Raw genomic sequence first — 18,009 nt, forward strand, 5'->3', positions numbered from 1 at the left:
AAATCATTGACCGCCTCTGTCTGCGTCTGGAAGATGATTCTGTTCTCGCTGAATTTCTTTAGTTGAACTTATATAGCAATTTAGTCCTGTACAAAAACAGTAGTAGGTAGAAATTAAAGGTTATTAATAAATCTTCTGAGCTCCTCTTTCCAATTAGATTGAGAGGCATTATAGTAAACTGTTCCTAAATAGTTATCTGGGTAACTTTCCTCTAAAATATTTATTAGTTCTGTTAAAGTTGTTTTATTTTCTCCCTCTCCAAAAACATCAAATTGCGTTAGAACCACCGACTTGCTAGTTAGACGATTACGTTTTATTTCATCTAAAATATCTACTCCTGCATAAGACCTAAATCGTCCACCATTTCCTCCAGGTATTATGTCAAATGTGGGTAGACTCATATCTAAAATTATAAAATTGTACTCTTTTTTCATAATTTCTTTTATCCCACTTTGGTACGATTTCCTAATTATTATTGAATGTTTAAATTGAAGAGAATAGCTTAAATATTCAGTAACTTGTTTAATTTTATTCTCATCGTCCTCAATTATAAGAATATTCATTCACTAGAATCCTTTCAGTTTGAAGGCTAATGCCAACACAAAAGTAGTTATTCTCAACATATAAATTTAATGTTCCAATTGTTCTAAGATCATAATTAATGATTTTTTTAATTTTAAAGAATCCACTTCCCCCCTCACTTTTAATATTATTTAAATTACTTTCTTTCAATTTGCTTTGAATATCTTCTATTTTCTCTAATATTGAATTTTGTTCTTCTACATCATCACTAATGTTATTGGTGATGCAAATTTTAAGTTCCTCTCCCTCTTCAACGCAAATATTTACATTTTGCTCTAATACTTTACGGGATGAATGTTTGACAATATTGTCAAGAAGGATTAGAAAAATATCTACAAAGTAAGGAAAACTAAATCCGTTAAAATGCTTATCAATATTGGTTTTAATTAAATACTTCAAATCGTTGTTAGGATACAATTTTTTTAGAATTTCAATGCACGTATCAATTAATTCATCTATTTTAAAATCTTTTAACGCCTTATCTTCAGGCAAGTTAAACCACTTACAAACATTCCTTATCTCAGTTTGTATATTCGTTCTACATGTTGCAATAGATCTATACAGATCGTAAATACGCTCATTATTAGAATTATCTTCGAACAACGACTTTAAATTAACCTCCAGTTCATTAATTTCAGAAATTAAATCTTCTTGCAATACCGAGGAAAGAACAGTTTTTATATTCGACAAATTTTTATCAGTCCTTGTCCACAAATCAGAAAAAGTTGCCTTCATTAAATCCTGATAATCATTTATCTCCTTGTTTTTTTGGTAAATAGTATAAACTTCTAAATCAGTGAAAATAAAATTAAATAGGCCGTTGGGATTTCTATCTTCAGTTTTGATTTGTATCCATTCAGAGGGGACTCTTAAAATAATTTTGTCAATATTTTCAGAAAAATCATTAAATAATTCATTCAATTCCTGTTGTTTAAAGCCTATCCTTTTATACCAGTAATCATTGTTAATATAGAATCCAGTTATTTTATCTTTTTCAGTTACTAAATTTTCCGTTTTGAAAACACTTCTTAATTGAGAAAGTATAGTTCCATGCCTTATTCTTGTACTTAAATAACTGTCTAATCCATACTCATTACTTGAGATAAATAAATCTCTTAAATCTACGAATAACTCTTTATAGGCTAAAAACTTATAATTTTTCGAAAAACGAGATAACGGTTCTCCTGTTTCATAAATTACTATCTGCTCCAAATCAACAATTCCATTTTCGATGAATAAATCCATTATTTTCATTTTTAATAGTTCCTCTTTGTTAAAGGAAACAAACTGTCTATAACGATCAAAACTTTCTTTAAACGATTGATCTATAGATTTTTGGATTCCATCGGTATCAACATATATTTTGCTTTCTTCTACCTCTTGAATTCTTTTAAGAACCATGGAGTTTTTAGTTATAGCACTCATTTCATTCATATAAATATCTTTATTTTCCGGGTCTAATTCGCATAACCACTGACATATACTAATTCTTTCATTATCTATCTCCTCAGGACTATCAAAATAATAGGATGAATCCATTATCATCGTTACACAAACATTTTGTAAAAAAAATATTAATTCTCTTTTATCGTAGACACTTGTGGTTTCTTTAATATCAGTCGGTTTTTCAAATCCATTTGCTCTAAGAAAAGTTGCATAACTGGAATAAATTTTACGCTGACCCTTAGTATCATGAATACTAAATAATACGAAATTAAGTATTACCAGACATATTTCTGTGTTTAAATCCTCAAATTCCTTATTATTTTCTAAAGAAACCAATAATTTATTAAGATCAAATCGTATTATTAAATACTTATTATTCAAATAATTCCCGATAGCAAGATCCAATGCTTTGTCTAATAAATTATCTTCAAGATAGCAGCTATAAAGGTTTAACGCTATAGTCTCATATAAATAACCTTCAGAGAGATCTCTTTTATTAATTAATTCTTCATATATCTCGATAGCTTTAGAGTAATTTCCTTTTTTCACATTAATTCCCGCTCTATATCTTTTAGCTCTCATAAGCGGTACGATTGTTAAATCATCTACATCTTTTTCAGTAGACAACTGTCTATAGTAATTTAGGAAAAACTGAACAGATATACTATTAAGATAATACTCACCTATATTTTCCATGAAATTAAGAGAATCTTCTATATTATTATAAACTTCCGAAAATTTAGGGCTAATAAAGTGAGAATTTATTTGGAACATAAAAGCCGTTTGTTTAGAATTTGAATAACTAATAGAATCCCTCAAAAAAGAGAACAACATCTTATTTATAGAATTAGTTCCTAATACGCAATTAATTTTTTTAAGATAATTTATCGATTCATTTGTTTTTTCATTTTTCATATAAACATTGTACATATGGCTTATAATTTCAGTAAATATTGATTCTTTTTCTGTTTTTAATAACTTCTCTTTTGGATTTCCTAAATTAATAAATGACTTTAAATAAATTTCATAGACTTGAAGTGAATTAGGATGTTGAAGAATAAAGTTCGCTGACTCTATAAGTGCCTCCTCATGGTCACCTAAAGTATATTTGTCTAATATACTTAAGAATTCAGGCTCAAGTTGTTTGCCATTACTGTCATGATCCCTTATTCGCTGAGGTATCTTAAAAAGGATTAATCTATCTAATTGAACATCAGTTATAGAAGATTTTAATATTAATACATTTTGCAAAACTAGCTCATGATAACAAGAAAACCTATCATCTCCAAGAATAATTTGACATATACTAATAAAACTTATATATCTATCTATAATTGATAATATAGTATCGGTGTGCATAATCTCTGAAAAAAAATTAAATTCACCGTAATTAAAGAAATTTAGTTTAAAATTAAAGTATTCAATTAGAGCTTCGTTACTACCTGTTACCTTTTCTAAATATTTATCTAACGTCTCTATATATTTCTGAACGGAAACATTTTTTTCTATTCTTCGACTCAAAAAATCAGAAAAAATTGCTACAATTTTATTCTTATTTTCACTATTTATTTCACTTAATATCTCTTTATTTTTTTCAAGCCCGCCCTGATGCTCCCCAATAATTAAACGATTTTCTATCGACCACAATGAATAGCATATTTTTTTATTGATCATTTCTATTATTTCAGTAGCCTTATCGTAATCACCCAGTAAAAAGTATTTTTCAAATTTAACTTTTAATATTAAAAACTGATTTATTTCTTTGCTAAATCTTTCAATATTGAGAGTTAGCCAGTTTAATTGTTTCTCAAAAGATTTCACAAAATATAAACTTCTAGATTCCCCCAATTCAGCATATGAGGTCGGAAGTGATTTCCCAAATAAATATGAATTATAAATCTTTATCTTGTCAAACTCGAGAAGTAGATCACGTATATCAACAAGACTCTCGTTATTTTTTAAAGTGGTAAAAGCATCAATTGGCTTTCTTTTTTGTTTGAATATTAAATCTTTATATTTCCTTGTAACCCGATTACTCATAATCTCATTTCTCCTTAATTATTTCTTTTACCCTATGCATTTATCAACTTTTTTACTTGCTATTTTCGAATCTACCTTGCGCACGCGGAAATCAGTGATAGTAGTTCTGCTATTTTCAATATTATCCAGTCTACGTTTGAGCCGACAAACTTTTACCTTTCTTTTTCTGTCGTCCTTTCGTCCACATCAATTCAAAAATTTCTCCAAGAATCATAGAGCCAATTAAGACACCAAAAAGGTATCCCCAGTGTAGACAAGGTATTTTAAAATATAGTAAGTCCGACTATACTAAATAACCCTTTCAATACACAAGCAACTTGTCTGCCTTCTGCATAATACGTTCTTGCCACTCGCTTTCACCTCATCGAAATATCTCAATCAATAACAAAGGACTATAGACCCAAGACCTAAGGAATACCCCAGCCCAATACTCTACTAAATTCTGCATAAATCTGCTTTATTTCTTACACTATAGCATATTCTCAGGTACATATGGAACAAAAAAGGTACTTGAGCAATACCAAGGGCCTAACATCCCCTGTGTATAGGATACGATAATACTGTTCTAGTTTGTAACGGTATTTTTTTTCTACGCCTGCTCAATTAACAAACACGGTTTTCGAGACGACTTAAACGACCACCTGCTCAAAGCAGGTGGATTTTGACATAAATGTCGACGACTAAAGTCGTTTCGTAAGACTGAAGTTCTTCTGAAAGCTCCTACGCTCAAGCGTACTGCAACTCCGACTAATACTCGTCCTCAATCTTGAAGATTTCGTCCTTTTCTTCTGTGAATTGATTCGCAATATAGTTCCGTATCATTTCTTCCGTCACGCTCCCCACCGTTGCACAAAAATATCCCCGTGCCCACAAGTGTTGTCCCCAATATTTCTTCTTCAACTCAGGAAATTCTTCCTGCAGCAATCGGGATGACCGACCTTTTAGGTACTGCACCATTTTACTCGGCGCCAGACTTGGGGGACAGGACAACAACAAATGGATATGCTCTTTTCCCACACTTCCCTGTAAGATCCCGATTCCTCTTGCTTCACATCCCTGTCGGATCAATTCTCGGGTTCTCACGGCCAATGCACCTTTGAGTACCTTGTATCTGTATTTCGTTACCCAAATGACGTGATACTTGAGATCATAGATCGCATGGCTGCTTTTCTGATATCCTTCCATACTTTCACCTCTTACGGAAAAGTATGTCCAGATCATTTAAGGCTAAAAGCGGATACCGTCTAAAGACGGTGGAGTTAGACCTCGCATTTGGAAATTAAATAAAGGTTTGGGTCCCTGCGGAAACGAAGGCGGTTTGTACCTTCGAGAAGTCGGGCTTCCCAACCCTTACGCTCGTAAAGATTAGTATTGAATAATTTTTGAAAAAGTGGTAATCGGATATCCAATATGAAAAACGCGAAGCACGGGAGCGGCAGGATAAGTCGATGACTGTTTCGAAAACGGGAAGCCTGATGAAAAAAAGTTAACTACTCGTCTCCAGAAGAGCAGTAATAGCAAAAAAATAAATCCGACTGAGAGAACATCGGATTTAAAATGTATTTCTGCCTTTTCGAATCGTTCTTTTGGATTGAATGTACTTCTTCAAAGCAATCACGTTGATGATCGCAGTGTCATCATTGTCTTTTGTTTCAAGTATAACCGTGTGACCATACTTAGTAATCCATCTGTTTCGTCCTTTTAGTGGAGGGAGCTTTTTAAGTTCGTTGAGTATTGTGAACCTGTTTAAGTTCTGCTCTTTACAACGCTGGATAGCATGGTCGGTAAAAAAGTACAATATGATCAAACCTCCTATCAACAAGAAAACGAACAATTTTATGAACGATCTTCCCTAACGAAAAAGAAAAACCGCTCCAAAGGAACAGAATTTAATATGCTTGCTTACGCCACTAAGCAAATATTCAAAATTGAGCAGCTCAGAACCAAATAGATCTTCATTAGAGAGCAGTTTGCGGAATTGAAGCTTCCAGATTCCTATCAAAATTATACGATTTTCCCCTTTGCTAAACAATGAATGGAAGGGTGTCGCCGTGAATATTAGACTGAGTAAGCATTAAACTAAGGACGCATCGACGGGTCGTTTAAATATTCATCTCCATTGCAATACTGCCTCAGGGCGTTCGTGACATAGGGACGAGCAATGTCCACAAGTAAATCGGTTCGATCATTTTCCCCTACCATAAACCAATAATGCGCAGCGCTATAGATCGCTGAGCCTGTCATGGCCGAAATGATCTTTGTATGGTGGCCGTCTGCTATATGATGGTGATTCCCTTTTATAAATATGCTTTCAATGATTTGCTGCAACATCTTCCTTACCTTTTCATCCACAAGCGTATCAATAGATTTGGACTCCATTCTGCATATCTGATAAAAGGTGACGAAGTAGCGATGTGTCAGCAAGATCAACTGCTCACATATTTCATCTGTAAACTCCTGCGCATTCAACACTTGTTCAGGAATCATCTTATGAAACACCTGTTCTGTTATTTCTTCCAGCAAAGCATATTTATCTTCATAATGGGTATATAAGGTAGATCGGTTAATGGTAGCTCTCTGTGCGATATCTTTCATGGTTATGGCATCAAATTTTTTATTCCGCAACAATCCTCTGAATGCTTCCCGAATTAACTGCCGTGTGCGCAAAACCCTTGGATCTTCCTGATTTACCATATCTAAATCCCCCTCTTAAACATCAAATATCCAAATTTGTTGTCTATGCCACTTCTTACTTACTCTGCTGGTTGAAATGATAATCATGCCGTTTTATTATCTTATCAGACAGATGTTGCTTAGACAATCTGTGACGGATTAGCTGAAAGGAAGGATCATAATGAATACCAAACAAAATAGACTTTTGATCTTTGGCGCCGGGGTGATTGGCAGTGTATACGCACTCCGATTTGCACAGTCCGGATTGGACGTTACCTTACTGGCCCGCGGAAAGAGGCTGGACGAGCTGAAAAGAAGCGGACTGCGATACAATGATAATGGAACGATAAAGCAAATTTCGATCAAGACGATCGAAAAGCTCGAAAACGACGACATTTATGATTTCATCTTTGTTCCCGTACGTTATGATCAGGCCGAATCTGCCCTGTCTGCGATCAAGCATAATCAAAGCAAAACCATTGTCACCTTGACCAATACCGTTGGATATGAATCCTGGCTTGAAATGGTGGGTGATCGCTTACTTCCCGGATTCCCGGGAGCGGGTGGAGACATCAAAGAACATGTTCTATACGCCCAATTCGGTTCCGCGAAACACCAGGGAACCATTTTTGGTGAAATCAATGGACAAATGACCGCAAGAGTGAAAGAGCTTGCCAAAATCTTTGAATCAGCGGGTTTGCATTACGAAATACAAAAAAACATTCAAGCATTCCATGTTTCGCATACTGCGCTCGCTATAGTTAACAAGCATTTCTATACGAATGACGGTATGGCGGATCTGGAGACAGCCAGAAGTGAAAGCACGCTAAGCAAGATCGCCGCAGATATTAAACAAAATCTCCACCTGGTAGAGCAAGCCGGAATCCCGGTAATTCCGCCCGAAACGAAGTCAATGGGACAATTGCCGGAAAAAGAGATCATCTCCCGGTACCGCCAAATGCTGAGCAATGACTTTATCATTGATGTTAAGCTTGGAAACCATGCTGTCAGCCAAAAAGCAGAAATTCTGTTACTGGATGAGGTGTTCCATAAAAAGCTATCTGTTCGACGATAACATCACCATCGGCGCCACAAAGGATGACAAACATAATAAAAAAAGCGGCGATCCAAGACTTTAATATTACAAGTCCTGGCCGCCGCTGTTTCATTTGCGGATTGGTTTACAAATGATGTCCCCTATAATTACTGGAGTAATGCCTTGTGAATGCGAGCCCCCTGATGATTCGGCTCCAGGCTCAACACCTCATTCAATCTTTCCTTTGCTTCCGGGATTCGATCCAGGCCCAGCAGTCCGAGTCCCATCATATACAAACAGTGAACCCGATTGCGCTTGTTCAAATCATCCTCGAACACGAGGAAATCCGGCAACGAAACGGCGAAATAATCGATTTTCACCTCATCGAAAAGATGCTTTTCCGCATAGTCGATCAGTTTATTGAACCTGCGCTGCGCCTCCTTCACATTGCCCAGTTGAAGCCTTGCCTTGCCTTGATAAAAGATCATATCTGGCGGCTGATCGTTATAATACATGGCGCTGGCAGGCTCCTCCAGCCCTTGCGATGCAACCGACCAGTGATGCTCTGCTGCTTCCTTTTGGCCAAGCAATTTGTAGGCGTTGCCAAGATAATAATGAGTGTTGTTTTCCTGTGCCCCTTCAAGTTTGCCTTCGCCCAGGTTCTCCGGATATTGTAATGCACGGTTCAACCGAGCAAGCGCCTCCTCCGCGCTTCCCTGATTCAATGCACGTTTACCCAGTTCCACCAGTGTAAGCACATATTGACCGGTTACCTTCCCTTCTCCGCCTTCCCACGGATGGAACTGTCGATTTAGCAGGGCTTCCAGCGCTTCCTCATGCCTTCCCAGCAGATTAAGCAAAGTGATGTATTCAATAAACAGGTCATCCCGCTTCTCCACAAGCTCTTTGTGCTGCTCCAAACGACCTAATCGATCCTTGCTGGACATACCGATTTTTTTATACAGTTGATCCAGTTCGTAAAATACCCTCGCATCGGTAATATTGCATGAAAAAGCCTGCTCCAGAGACAGCCGTGCTGCCTCAGGGTTATTTCGTTTATTGAAATATGCCAGGGCGAGGTTGCGATGCACGGTTGCATAACGGTCATTCAGTGCCGCCGATGCCTCCCAATGCTTGATAGCTTCATCCGAGCGCTTCTTGTCGTAAAGCAAATTGCCAAGGTAATAATGTGCTCGATCATCCGTTGGACAGAGCGCCAGGGTCTTTGTCAGAATCTGCAGCTCAAACAGGCTGTTCGGAAAGCAGTAATCCGATGATGCGGCACTTCCCGCCTTACGCTGCTCAGCGGCTTCTTCGCTTCGGCCTTCTTGCTTGTATGCGTAAGCGAGTGCATAATGCAGCATCGGGTACACGCTAGCGGCTTGGCGAGCAATCGCCTGCTCCAGCACAATGCCTGCCTCTGTATATAGACCGCTTTCCGCATAATCCGAGGCCAGATTCATGTAGTTATGAACATCGTTACGCATCAAACGTAATATGTCCTCCAGAGATGCATCAGCCTCTTCTTTTCTGCCCAGGTTCAATAAAACAAGGATGCGCTCATAAGTCGCGCCGAAATCCGCAACGTCCAGGCGCAAAGTCTCGTCGGCAAAAGCAAGCGCTTCGGCCTGGCGCCCCAGTTTGCGCAGCAGTACAGTTTTCAAGTGTCTGGCTTTATAATTACGGATGTTACGGATCAAAGATCGTTCGATCAGTTCCAGTGCTTCGTCGTATGCACCTTGACCTGTCGCAATCTGTGCCAGGGAGAAATATCCACTGTCCTGCCAGGCTGCTGACCACACAGACTTATAGAAAGCGGCGAATGCTTCTTTTTCTTTATTTTGCAGCTTTAGGGCAACCCCGAGCTGGTAATAGGCTTCACTGTCATAAGGATTCGGGTTTCTCCAAGTCAGGGATTTGACGGCTGTACGGAAATAGGCTTCTGCATCAGCAAACTGTCCTCTACGCAGCAACAGCGTTCCGTATGCGAGATTGATTCGTATATCGGTGCTGTCCCGCTTTAGTCCTTCCAGATAATAAGCCTCAGGTTCAAACGTGGCATGGCGGTATTGTTCAAGATGTTGTCCGGCCAGATACAACTGCTCATTGGTCTTCAGCTCTTCCGGCAAAGGCAGCGGCTTCGCCGCATCCGGTACTTGCTCTATGGACGGTTTGGCAGGACGATACGTAATTAGTGGCCGCCCCTTCGGGTCGTATACCATAACCTGTAGATTGTGCGGCTGATCCTCCTCATCCAGACTAACGACCGTCTTGTATGTGGATACAGGAGACAGTGTTATCTTCTCGTGCACGTAAGATCGATTCTTGCCCTTCAGCTCAACAACCGCATCTTCAAAGACTGAAGTAGCATAAGCCATTACGACTGCTGTACGGGCATGTTCATCGACTTCAAGATTAACGGCGGCATCAATGGAGGCGTTCTTGACAACCCCAATATTTTTATAAGGCATAAAATATTGCTTGAACGATTTCTCTTCATAGGGCTGCAGCCACGTAAAGTCAGGTTGATTATCTGTAAAAACGCCTGTCATCAGCTCGATATAAGGTCCGTCCTCATCGGTCAGGTTGCGGTCCCACGCCTGTCCGAATTGCCCGTTACCCCAAGTCCACTGCTTTTTTCCTGGTGACACATAGTGGTTCGCCACATGGAGCAAGCCGGCTTGAACGCCGTGGTCATAACCGCCAACAAAGTTATAGTCTGACTTGTAGGCCATGTAAGAGGTCGGCACCGGGATGTTCTTGTATCGGGAAATATCGACGCCTTCGGAATAGTCCATTTTGTAGTAAGTACCGGTAGCTATAGGAAAGCGGGATACATCTCTTTTCCCGTGATCAAACACAGCAGTGACGTCCGGCGGAAACACCGATTGTGTATGATCGTTCACCGCAACAGCCGGGTTCGCCCACCAGAGAAACGTTTGTGGCTCTGGAGTACGGTTATAAAGCTGGGCGGAAATTTCCAGGTAGGCTTTCCCGGGATACAGTGTAAAACCGGTCGTTACTTTGGTTCCGTACATCCGGTCGATTTCACTGACCCATACGGTTGCGCTTCCATTTTCGTTTTGAGTAAAGAGGTGCTCAACAGGACCATAGGTGTTCGGCCGGTGATGCTGCGGCCAGTTGAACTCGATGCCTCCGGAAATCCATGGTCCGGCAAGCCCTACCAGCGCTGGCTTGATAACCCGGTTGTAGTACACAAAATCGTAATTGTTTGTTTTATCGAGTGCCCTGTATACTCGGCCACCAATTTGCGGCATGATTTCAATGCGGACATACTCGTTTTCGAGCACCAGCATTTGATAGGTCTTCATTTCTTTATCATCCAGAATTTTATCAATGACAGGGTGTGGATAGACACGTCCCGAACTGCCTTGATAAACGCGTTTCTCCAGGAACATCGGGTTTTTATCCGGCTCTCCGGTTCCATAAGTCGGGATTTCGACATTCTCTTCCCATACTCGCACTGCCGGGTCAGCGGCTGCCGCTGCTTGTTGGTTACTCATGTGCTCTCCTCCTTTTGCAACTTATCTTTAATTTACTGCTGACAGACCACAAATCCAATTGACGAAACTCGCCTCTTGATAGATGATATTCTTATTCACTAGAAATATAAGGTTAAATCAAATGTTTCAACAACAATATATCGATAACCCATATTTATAATGAATGGAGGATTTACTGACGATGGCAGAGACCCGCAAGAAAGACGGCTTTGAATCACAGAAGCTGTTTATCCAGCCTGAATACATGCTCGAAGATCTTACGGCAAGCGATTTAACAAATGTCTTGTATGTCAGCGATATCGGCTGTTTTCCAAGCGCAATGTTTCATTATCGGGAACGCAGCGAAGGCTGCGATGCGCATATTCTTATTTATTGCGTGCAAGGCGAAGGCTGGCTTGAAACTAGTGGTGACAAGCAGATGAACATTGAGCCCCGGCAGCTGGTGGTCATACCCGCAGGGACACCGCATCGTTATGGCGCTTCTAGCGATAACCCTTGGACCATCTATTGGATGCATTTGCGCGGAGAACATGCGGCACAGCTCATCCAAATTTATGGACTGGATGCCAACCAGCTGCTGCTTCCTATTGCCATGCATACGAAATGGCTGGAGGATTTTGAGCAGTGTTATTCTCTTCTGTCAGACAAGCCTTACTCCATGCCGGCTCAGATCCATGTATCACAGACCATCCGGCACCTGCTGAGCAGCGTCGGGCTAAGCACAGGCAGCTCGGTCCAAAACCAAAAAGGAGAGCGTTACTTGGAGCAGGCTATTCGATACATGACCGACCGGCTGGCAGGTTCCTTGACACTGCCCGAATTAGCCCATCATACCGGTTTGTCCAGACAGCATTTGACCTATTTGTTTAAAAAGGAAACCGGTTGTCCTCCCGTGGAATTCTACCTCCGTATGAAGATGCAGCGCGCAGGTCAGATGCTTACCTTGACAGATCTTAGCATAAAAGAAATATGCAGCATATTCGGTATATCCGACCCTTACTACTTCTCGCGACTGTTCAAAAAGCTCATGGGCTGCTCCCCTACTCAATACCGCAATACCCCAAAAGGATGACGGTACAAAAACAGCCCCAATCGGGGCTGTTTCAACAATAGAGTTAGCGGCTCTCTTATTTTTTGTACAGTACAGCCCGATAGTGGGGAACAGCCCGAATATGCTCAAATTTGCCGATCTCAGTGCCTTCAAAACGCTCAATGTATGCCTGGTTTACATATCCTTGAGTCGTGCCTTTACGAACGGGTGTGATCGAAAGGTTCAGCGTATCTTTCAATAGATCCAGTCTGGAATTCTTCAATCCAATGTTCCATGTGTGTCCATACTGAATATGGTCCGTCAACATCACATTACGGATAAAAGCGGCTGCCACGTCTCCCTCATAGTCGATATGCAAAAAGATGTCTTCCACCTGTTGTGGCCACTCTCCCGAAAGTTGAAGAACCGCAGTCTGTTCTGTCGGGTAATGGATCTCCATTGGCACATTCATTTCTTCAACCTTTAAGTTATACGTGGAGAATACGCCTTCTACCATGTTGGATATGTCGGCATAGGACGAAGCAGAAACATGATCCGGCGCAGGGAACAATGAAACCTTCATTTGACCGTTCCCTTCCGATGTACAAATTAACTGTCCCTTTTGCTCATAAAGGTGGGCACTGCTAATAACGAGTCTCTCCTGACCCCACAGATTCAAACGATACGCCTGCAATGCTTCCTTACGGGTCAGAGTAAGCAGTCGAACAACCTGTCCGTTCTGATGGATGAGCTGTACCTCATGTTCACGTCCGGCCAGCGGACGAATGACCCACTGCTCCTCCCCTTCAACAACAGTTGCGCCTGCAGCGGTTAACTTGGAGCATGTTGCCTTTGCGATCACATACTCGGGAGCAACTCCTTCATGAGCATAAAAAACCGCCGTATGTTCATGCTCCAGCAGCGTCAGCGGCTGCACGGTCGCGCTAATGATCTCTATGCCATAAATGTTAAGGTTAAAGGGGAAAATAGCCGCCGTTCCACTGCCAAGCTTAAATGTTCCTTCTGCTGGAAAGCGTACCAGCCCTTTTGCCGTTTCTAATACCAAGCTTACTTCGCGTTCTGGCATTGGAATATGATCTTGAAAATTATTAAGAAACACAAATCCCCGTCCTTCTCGCTGACGAACCGACCAACGAAGCTCTTCAGTGTTTTCCGGTGCCAGTTCCTGCTGCCCCTCAGGTATGACACATCCCATTGGAGCCAGCCTCTCGCCAAAAGCATCCAGAAACATGGCAATACTGCGAATGCGGTCATACGATTCGCCAATGCGTCCGAATTCACCGAGCGGTGATTGATAATCATACGTGATCTTGGGCAAGGCTTGTTCATTCATAAACGTTTTTCTACCGATCGGATTTGACCCGCCGTGATACATATAATAACCAACAAGGTTGCTGCCATTTGCCAGCTTCACAACCGTCATGGCTTCCACACTGGAGGCGGGAACATAAGGACGTGCGTTATAGCTTACCTGCATTCCACCCGCCAATTCACAATAAGCTGCAGGATAGTCCAGCGTATCATAGTCAACAGGCTCTGCAGGGCACAGGTGCAGATCACGAAAAAGATATTCTCTGCTCGGCGGCTGATTCGGAATCCAGGGTGTATAAGCATATCCTGCCAGCATAGGCAGTGTCCCCTCCTCTGGCACAGCTGCTCCTCCCCATGCTGTTACCGTAAAGAATAATGGCTGAATGCCAGCTTCCTCGGCAATGCGCCGCAGCTCAGCCAAATGCTCCTTGCCATCACGGCCAATTGTGATATATTTACCACTTTTATACCCCCATGCATCAAGCGCCGCACCGCAGTGCATGTATTCATTCTCCAGCTGAACGGCGATAATGGGGCCACCCTCCTGGAAGTAGCAGCCTTTTAACTGACGTGCAATTTCCCGGTACAGTCTTGTAGCCAAATGCAAGTAACCCTCGTCGTTGGATCTGACCTCAAAAGGATAATTAAAAATCCAATCCGGCAGCCCTCCGTTACGCACCTCTCCATGACAGAATGGACCGATCCGTATAATTAGCGGCAAATCATGCTTGGAACACAGATCAACAAAGTGACGTAAATTCAGATTTCCCGACCAATTGAATACACCTTCTTCTTCCTCATGGAAATTCCAAAATACATATGTTGCGATGATATTAACCCCGCCAGCCTTCATTTTGAGCAGTTCCTCTTCCCACTGCAGATAAGCAAATCTCGAAAAGTGAAACTCGCCTACTACCGGAATGAAAGGTTGGCCATTATGGGTCATGTAATAGTTCGTAAAATCAAATGCTTCTCCCTGCGGATTTTCTCCACCCTGGCCTGAAAGCTTACCCTGGCGAATTTCCTTGTCTTTCTGGTCAAGTTTATAGACAATTTTATTTTGATGCAGCAGTTCCTTCATAGTAATCCTCCTCGTAAAAAATAATAGCGTTTACAAATTTTCACGTTTCATATCGGATCATCACAATCAAATATTTGATAAGTTTGGTTCATCCATTTGTTTTTTTGCCGTACTGGTCTTTCCCAGCTGAGACCAATAACGTTCTCCATTATTTTTGTCAGCTGTCAAGGTGAAACAGGATAACAGGGTGAAGAATCCGGCAATGCCCCCCAGGATGATATAGGTCGTCGGGAAATCCAGCACCTCATACAACCTGCCAACGATAGGCGAGAAAACAGATACAACGAGGGAGCCCATAAAGAGATACAGCAAATACATCGTTGAAGACAGCCGTTGATCGAAATTAATGGCGATATATTTAAAAATGGCCACCAAAATAATGGGCTTCTCCAGCGAGTGAATCATTTTCATCACCGCAATCCATACCGGACCCAGCGGAATGGATGAGCCTATAATCCGGAAGGACATGATGGCTCCAGCAATAATCAATGCCCATTTGGCGGTGGTTTTGTTGACGAACCAAGGCGTTACAAATAAGAAAACGAATTCAAAAAAGACCTGTATCGCTCCCAGATCGCCGAAGAACTGATTGCCTTCAGCTTCTGTACTGAACTGAGCTACAAAGTAGGTTGCGAACTGCTGATCGTACACCTCATAGATTTGAGCGACACCTACCATAAAAAGCATCAAGAACCAGAACTTTGTGGTACGAATAAGCTGAGACACATCGGTAAGGCGGAGTGAATCGGTTCGCTGCAGCTCCTGATCGGATATTTCAACCTTCGTTAAGATCACACAGATCAGCGCAACCAGAGCCGAAAGCGATGCAATCCAGAATGTCAAATGAACATCGATGTTAATGACTCTTCCGGCTACAAACGTAGCAGCCGCCCAGCCAAGGGAGCCCCACATCCGTACCCTGCCATACTCAAAGTCATATTTGCGGGACACTTTATCCATGTAGGAGTCCACGACACCATTGCCTGCGTTAAAGACGAGACCAATAAAGAGTGCCCCAACAATCGCTCCGATCACAAAATGGCTCTGCAATAGAGGCCCATAAACATAAATAAAGAAAGGCCCTACCAGCAACAGAATCAGGAACAGTACATACAGCAAATGCTTTCTTAAACCAAGCTTATCCGACAGGTAACCGAACACCGGCTGTAACACAAGGGCTACAATGGAGTTGGCTGAATAAAGAAGTCCGGTTTTGGTGCCAGAAATCCCGAGGTTTTGACTCAACCATATCACAAAAAACGACATGGCTGCCGACCAGGTAAACAGGTAGGCAAAATTAAAAATGCTCAAAGACCAATAATTATGTCTGGTAACCGACATTTTCATACGCTACTCCCCCATTATCTTGTTTTCAAAAAGAGGCTACGCACGCCCCACGTTATAGCCCATTCAATCACTCCTTGCGTTATGTTATTATCCGATAATACGCTTTCATAGAGCGGTTTTAAATTCACTGAAAACGGTTTATAATGGATTATTTTCGGATCGTTATGTTTCAAGAAACCTGCGCGCCTGTTGGCCGATGATCTGAATACCCCGCTCGATATTTTCATCCGTTACTCGTGAAAAACCAAGCCGCATTGTGTTCGTCCCTTCGCCTTCTTGAATAAAAAACTTGTCTCCAGGTGTAAAAATAACGCCCTGTTCTGTGCAAGCTTCCAGCAGCCGGTATGTATTTACGCCTGACGGGAATGTAAGAAATAAATGCAGGCCTCCGTCGCCAGACAGTTGTGCCTCGGGAAGATATGCTTTACAGCATGCCTTCGTAAGCTCATATTTGCGCTTATATTCCATACGTGCTTTTTTTACATATTTATCGAAATTTCCATTGAGCAAATATTGATACAATATTGATTGATCGATGGTTGATGTATGAATGGTGCGGGCACGCTTAATGCTCTCCAGATGGTCAATCAGCGCCCGGTCTCCAAGCACCCAGCCCACCCGCAAGCCAGGGAACAGCACTTTGGAGAGGCTGCCAATATAGATGACTCCGTTCCCCTTCCCTGCTGTCGATATTAATGGCGCAACATGCGCTCCCGAGTAGCGCAGTTCCTCATTGAATCCATCTTCAATCACCGGAATCTGATAACGCATCAGCAGTTTCATCACGGCGCTGCGCTTCGCCGGCGACATAACGATGCCTGTAGGATTGTGATAGGAAGGAGTCAAATAGGCCAGATCGAAGTGGTTTGGCTGCTTCTGCAGCACCGCCTCAAGCAGCTCCACATTCATACCGTCACGCTCCATCGGAATACCGGTAATCTCAAATCCTTGCAGCTTCAAATTTTTGAGCGCTGTATGATGGGTCGGATTTTCACAAATGACCGCTCCGCGGCGCGCAGAAGGGCGAAGTGCCGACAGCACCATGTCAAAGCCTTCTGTAAATCCGCTTGTAATCAGCATATCCTTGCCGCAGATATCGACACCCTTATTCTCCATATAACGCATCAGGTGATTGAGCAGCGGCTTGTAGCCCTTGGCGTACCCATAGTTGAGCAGCACCTGCCCTTCGATAGCCATTCGGTCCAGAAAGGCTCGCCTTATATCGCCCAGATCAAACAGCTGCTCATCCGGAGCGATGCTTGTGAACGAGATGATTCCCTTTTTGGCGCGAATGCCCTGCTTCATCATATCCAGCTCTACAGCTGATACAGCATACTCGTTCATTCTTGCCTTCCAGTCGATCTGCCAGGCGGTGGAGCCGTCAGCCCCCCCGTTATTTGCAGCCAAATGGCCCACCATAGCGGCCACATAGCTGCCCTTGCCTGGAATCGTATACGCAAATCCGTCATCCTCCAGGCCTTCATAGGCTGCAATCACTGTATTACGGCTCACCTTGAGCAGACCGCTCATTTCCCGTGTGGAGGGCAGCTTCTGGTCCGCCTGCAGCGCCCCTTTTATAATTAAACGTTTGACGTATTCTTTCACTTGTATCGTGACCGGACGGTCATCGACGAGTATGAAATCCTGAAACATCCTTCATCGCCCCCAGCTATAATGATGTCATAGGAGTTAAGAGAAAAAAAGAACCACCGTATTGGATTTTTCATCCTACGATGGTTCCTCCACATTTAGTTATATCCGTGTTTTGATCATTATAACATCATCTCAAGAAAGGTAATCAGCTGGTTTAAGTGTGAATGCTCCCACCGCCTGAAGAGGCTGGGGCTTCTTGTTTCGACGATCGCTGCCTCTCTGTAGGAAAGGTCTGACTGGATCTCCACAAGCGTTCGATGCGGCA

General features: G+C 42.0%; 10 protein-coding genes. 2 read left to right on the forward strand and 8 right to left on the reverse strand.

Translation table 11 applies throughout. The annotated features are described in order from the left end of the window. Positions 1-113: 113 nt before the first annotated feature. From ACE5LO_RS26625 to ACE5LO_RS26640, 4 genes are all read right to left on the reverse strand, one after another. On the reverse strand, positions 114-563 hold the full coding sequence (locus ACE5LO_RS26625) for a response regulator (protein ID WP_375522939.1): 450 nt from the start codon (positions 561-563) through the stop codon (positions 114-116). Next, complete coding sequence (locus tag ACE5LO_RS26630; protein ID WP_375522940.1) at positions 544-4,068, reverse strand: hypothetical protein; 3,525 nt, start codon at positions 4,066-4,068, stop codon at positions 544-546. Before ACE5LO_RS26630 ends, ACE5LO_RS26625 begins: the two co-directional genes overlap by 20 nt. A 747-nt stretch (positions 4,069-4,815) precedes the next feature. Next, positions 4,816-5,253, reverse strand: coding sequence for an IS200/IS605 family transposase (tnpA, locus tag ACE5LO_RS26635; protein ID WP_375522941.1), 438 nt, complete (start codon positions 5,251-5,253; stop codon positions 4,816-4,818). An 894-nt stretch (positions 5,254-6,147) separates the two neighbouring features. Continuing rightward, positions 6,148-6,762 carry a TetR/AcrR family transcriptional regulator gene (locus ACE5LO_RS26640; RefSeq protein ID WP_375522942.1) on the reverse strand — a complete coding sequence of 205 codons (615 nt, stop codon included), beginning with the start codon at positions 6,760-6,762 and terminating at the stop codon, positions 6,148-6,150. Between the two features lie 160 nt (positions 6,763-6,922). Here ACE5LO_RS26640 and ACE5LO_RS26645 point away from each other — a divergent pair, with 160 nt between their 5' ends. Then, a complete protein-coding gene (locus ACE5LO_RS26645; RefSeq protein WP_375522943.1) occupies positions 6,923-7,816 on the forward strand; it encodes a ketopantoate reductase family protein in 894 nt (297 codons plus the stop codon). Between the two features lie 128 nt (positions 7,817-7,944). On the opposite strand, the gene ACE5LO_RS26650 is transcribed toward ACE5LO_RS26645, so the two are convergent. Beyond that, positions 7,945-11,301, reverse strand: coding sequence for a DUF5107 domain-containing protein (locus ACE5LO_RS26650; RefSeq protein ID WP_375522944.1), 3,357 nt, complete (start codon positions 11,299-11,301; stop codon positions 7,945-7,947). 181 nt (positions 11,302-11,482) lie between these two features. Between ACE5LO_RS26650 and ACE5LO_RS26655 the strand changes: the two genes are divergently transcribed. Next, the gene (locus ACE5LO_RS26655) at positions 11,483-12,373 is read left to right on the forward strand and encodes an AraC family transcriptional regulator (RefSeq protein ID WP_375522945.1); all 891 of its coding nucleotides are present in this window, start codon (positions 11,483-11,485) and stop codon (positions 12,371-12,373) included. A gap of 55 nt (positions 12,374-12,428) precedes the next feature. Here ACE5LO_RS26655 and ACE5LO_RS26660 read toward each other — a convergent pair whose 3' ends face one another. The 3 genes from ACE5LO_RS26660 to ACE5LO_RS26670 all read right to left on the reverse strand — a co-directional run bounded on the left by ACE5LO_RS26660 (position 12,429) and on the right by ACE5LO_RS26670 (position 17,744). Continuing rightward, positions 12,429-14,744, reverse strand: coding sequence for a beta-galactosidase (locus ACE5LO_RS26660; protein ID WP_375522946.1), 2,316 nt, complete (start codon positions 14,742-14,744; stop codon positions 12,429-12,431). Between the two features lie 66 nt (positions 14,745-14,810). After that, a complete protein-coding gene (locus ACE5LO_RS26665; protein WP_375522948.1) occupies positions 14,811-16,085 on the reverse strand; it encodes an oligosaccharide MFS transporter in 1,275 nt (424 codons plus the stop codon). Between the two features lie 168 nt (positions 16,086-16,253). Next, positions 16,254-17,744 carry an aminotransferase-like domain-containing protein gene (locus tag ACE5LO_RS26670; RefSeq protein ID WP_375522947.1) on the reverse strand — a complete coding sequence of 497 codons (1,491 nt, stop codon included), beginning with the start codon at positions 17,742-17,744 and terminating at the stop codon, positions 16,254-16,256. Positions 17,745-18,009: the final 265 nt, after the last annotated feature.

Source organism: Paenibacillus medicaginis, from assembly GCF_042138635.1.
In the GTDB taxonomy this organism is placed as follows: Bacteria; Bacillota; Bacilli; order Paenibacillales; family Paenibacillaceae; genus Paenibacillus; species Paenibacillus medicaginis.

What these genes read in the sequence shown, in the direction of transcription:
- ACE5LO_RS26625 (WP_375522939.1), bottom strand. Translation starts at nt 563, where the DNA reads ATGAATATTCTTATAATTGAGGACGATGAGAATAAAATTAAACAAGTT.
- ACE5LO_RS26630 (WP_375522940.1), bottom strand. Translation starts at nt 4,068, where the DNA reads ATGAGTAATCGGGTTACAAGGAAATATAAAGATTTAATATTCAAACAA.
- tnpA (WP_375522941.1), bottom strand. Translation starts at nt 5,253, where the DNA reads ATGGAAGGATATCAGAAAAGCAGCCATGCGATCTATGATCTCAAGTAT.
- ACE5LO_RS26640 (WP_375522942.1), bottom strand. Translation starts at nt 6,762, where the DNA reads ATGGTAAATCAGGAAGATCCAAGGGTTTTGCGCACACGGCAGTTAATT.
- ACE5LO_RS26645 (WP_375522943.1), top strand. Translation starts at nt 6,923, where the DNA reads ATGAATACCAAACAAAATAGACTTTTGATCTTTGGCGCCGGGGTGATT.
- ACE5LO_RS26650 (WP_375522944.1), bottom strand. Translation starts at nt 11,301, where the DNA reads ATGAGTAACCAACAAGCAGCGGCAGCCGCTGACCCGGCAGTGCGAGTA.
- ACE5LO_RS26655 (WP_375522945.1), top strand. Translation starts at nt 11,483, where the DNA reads ATGGCAGAGACCCGCAAGAAAGACGGCTTTGAATCACAGAAGCTGTTT.
- ACE5LO_RS26660 (WP_375522946.1), bottom strand. Translation starts at nt 14,744, where the DNA reads ATGAAGGAACTGCTGCATCAAAATAAAATTGTCTATAAACTTGACCAG.
- ACE5LO_RS26665 (WP_375522948.1), bottom strand. Translation starts at nt 16,085, where the DNA reads ATGTCGGTTACCAGACATAATTATTGGTCTTTGAGCATTTTTAATTTT.
- ACE5LO_RS26670 (WP_375522947.1), bottom strand. Translation starts at nt 17,744, where the DNA reads ATGTTTCAGGATTTCATACTCGTCGATGACCGTCCGGTCACGATACAA.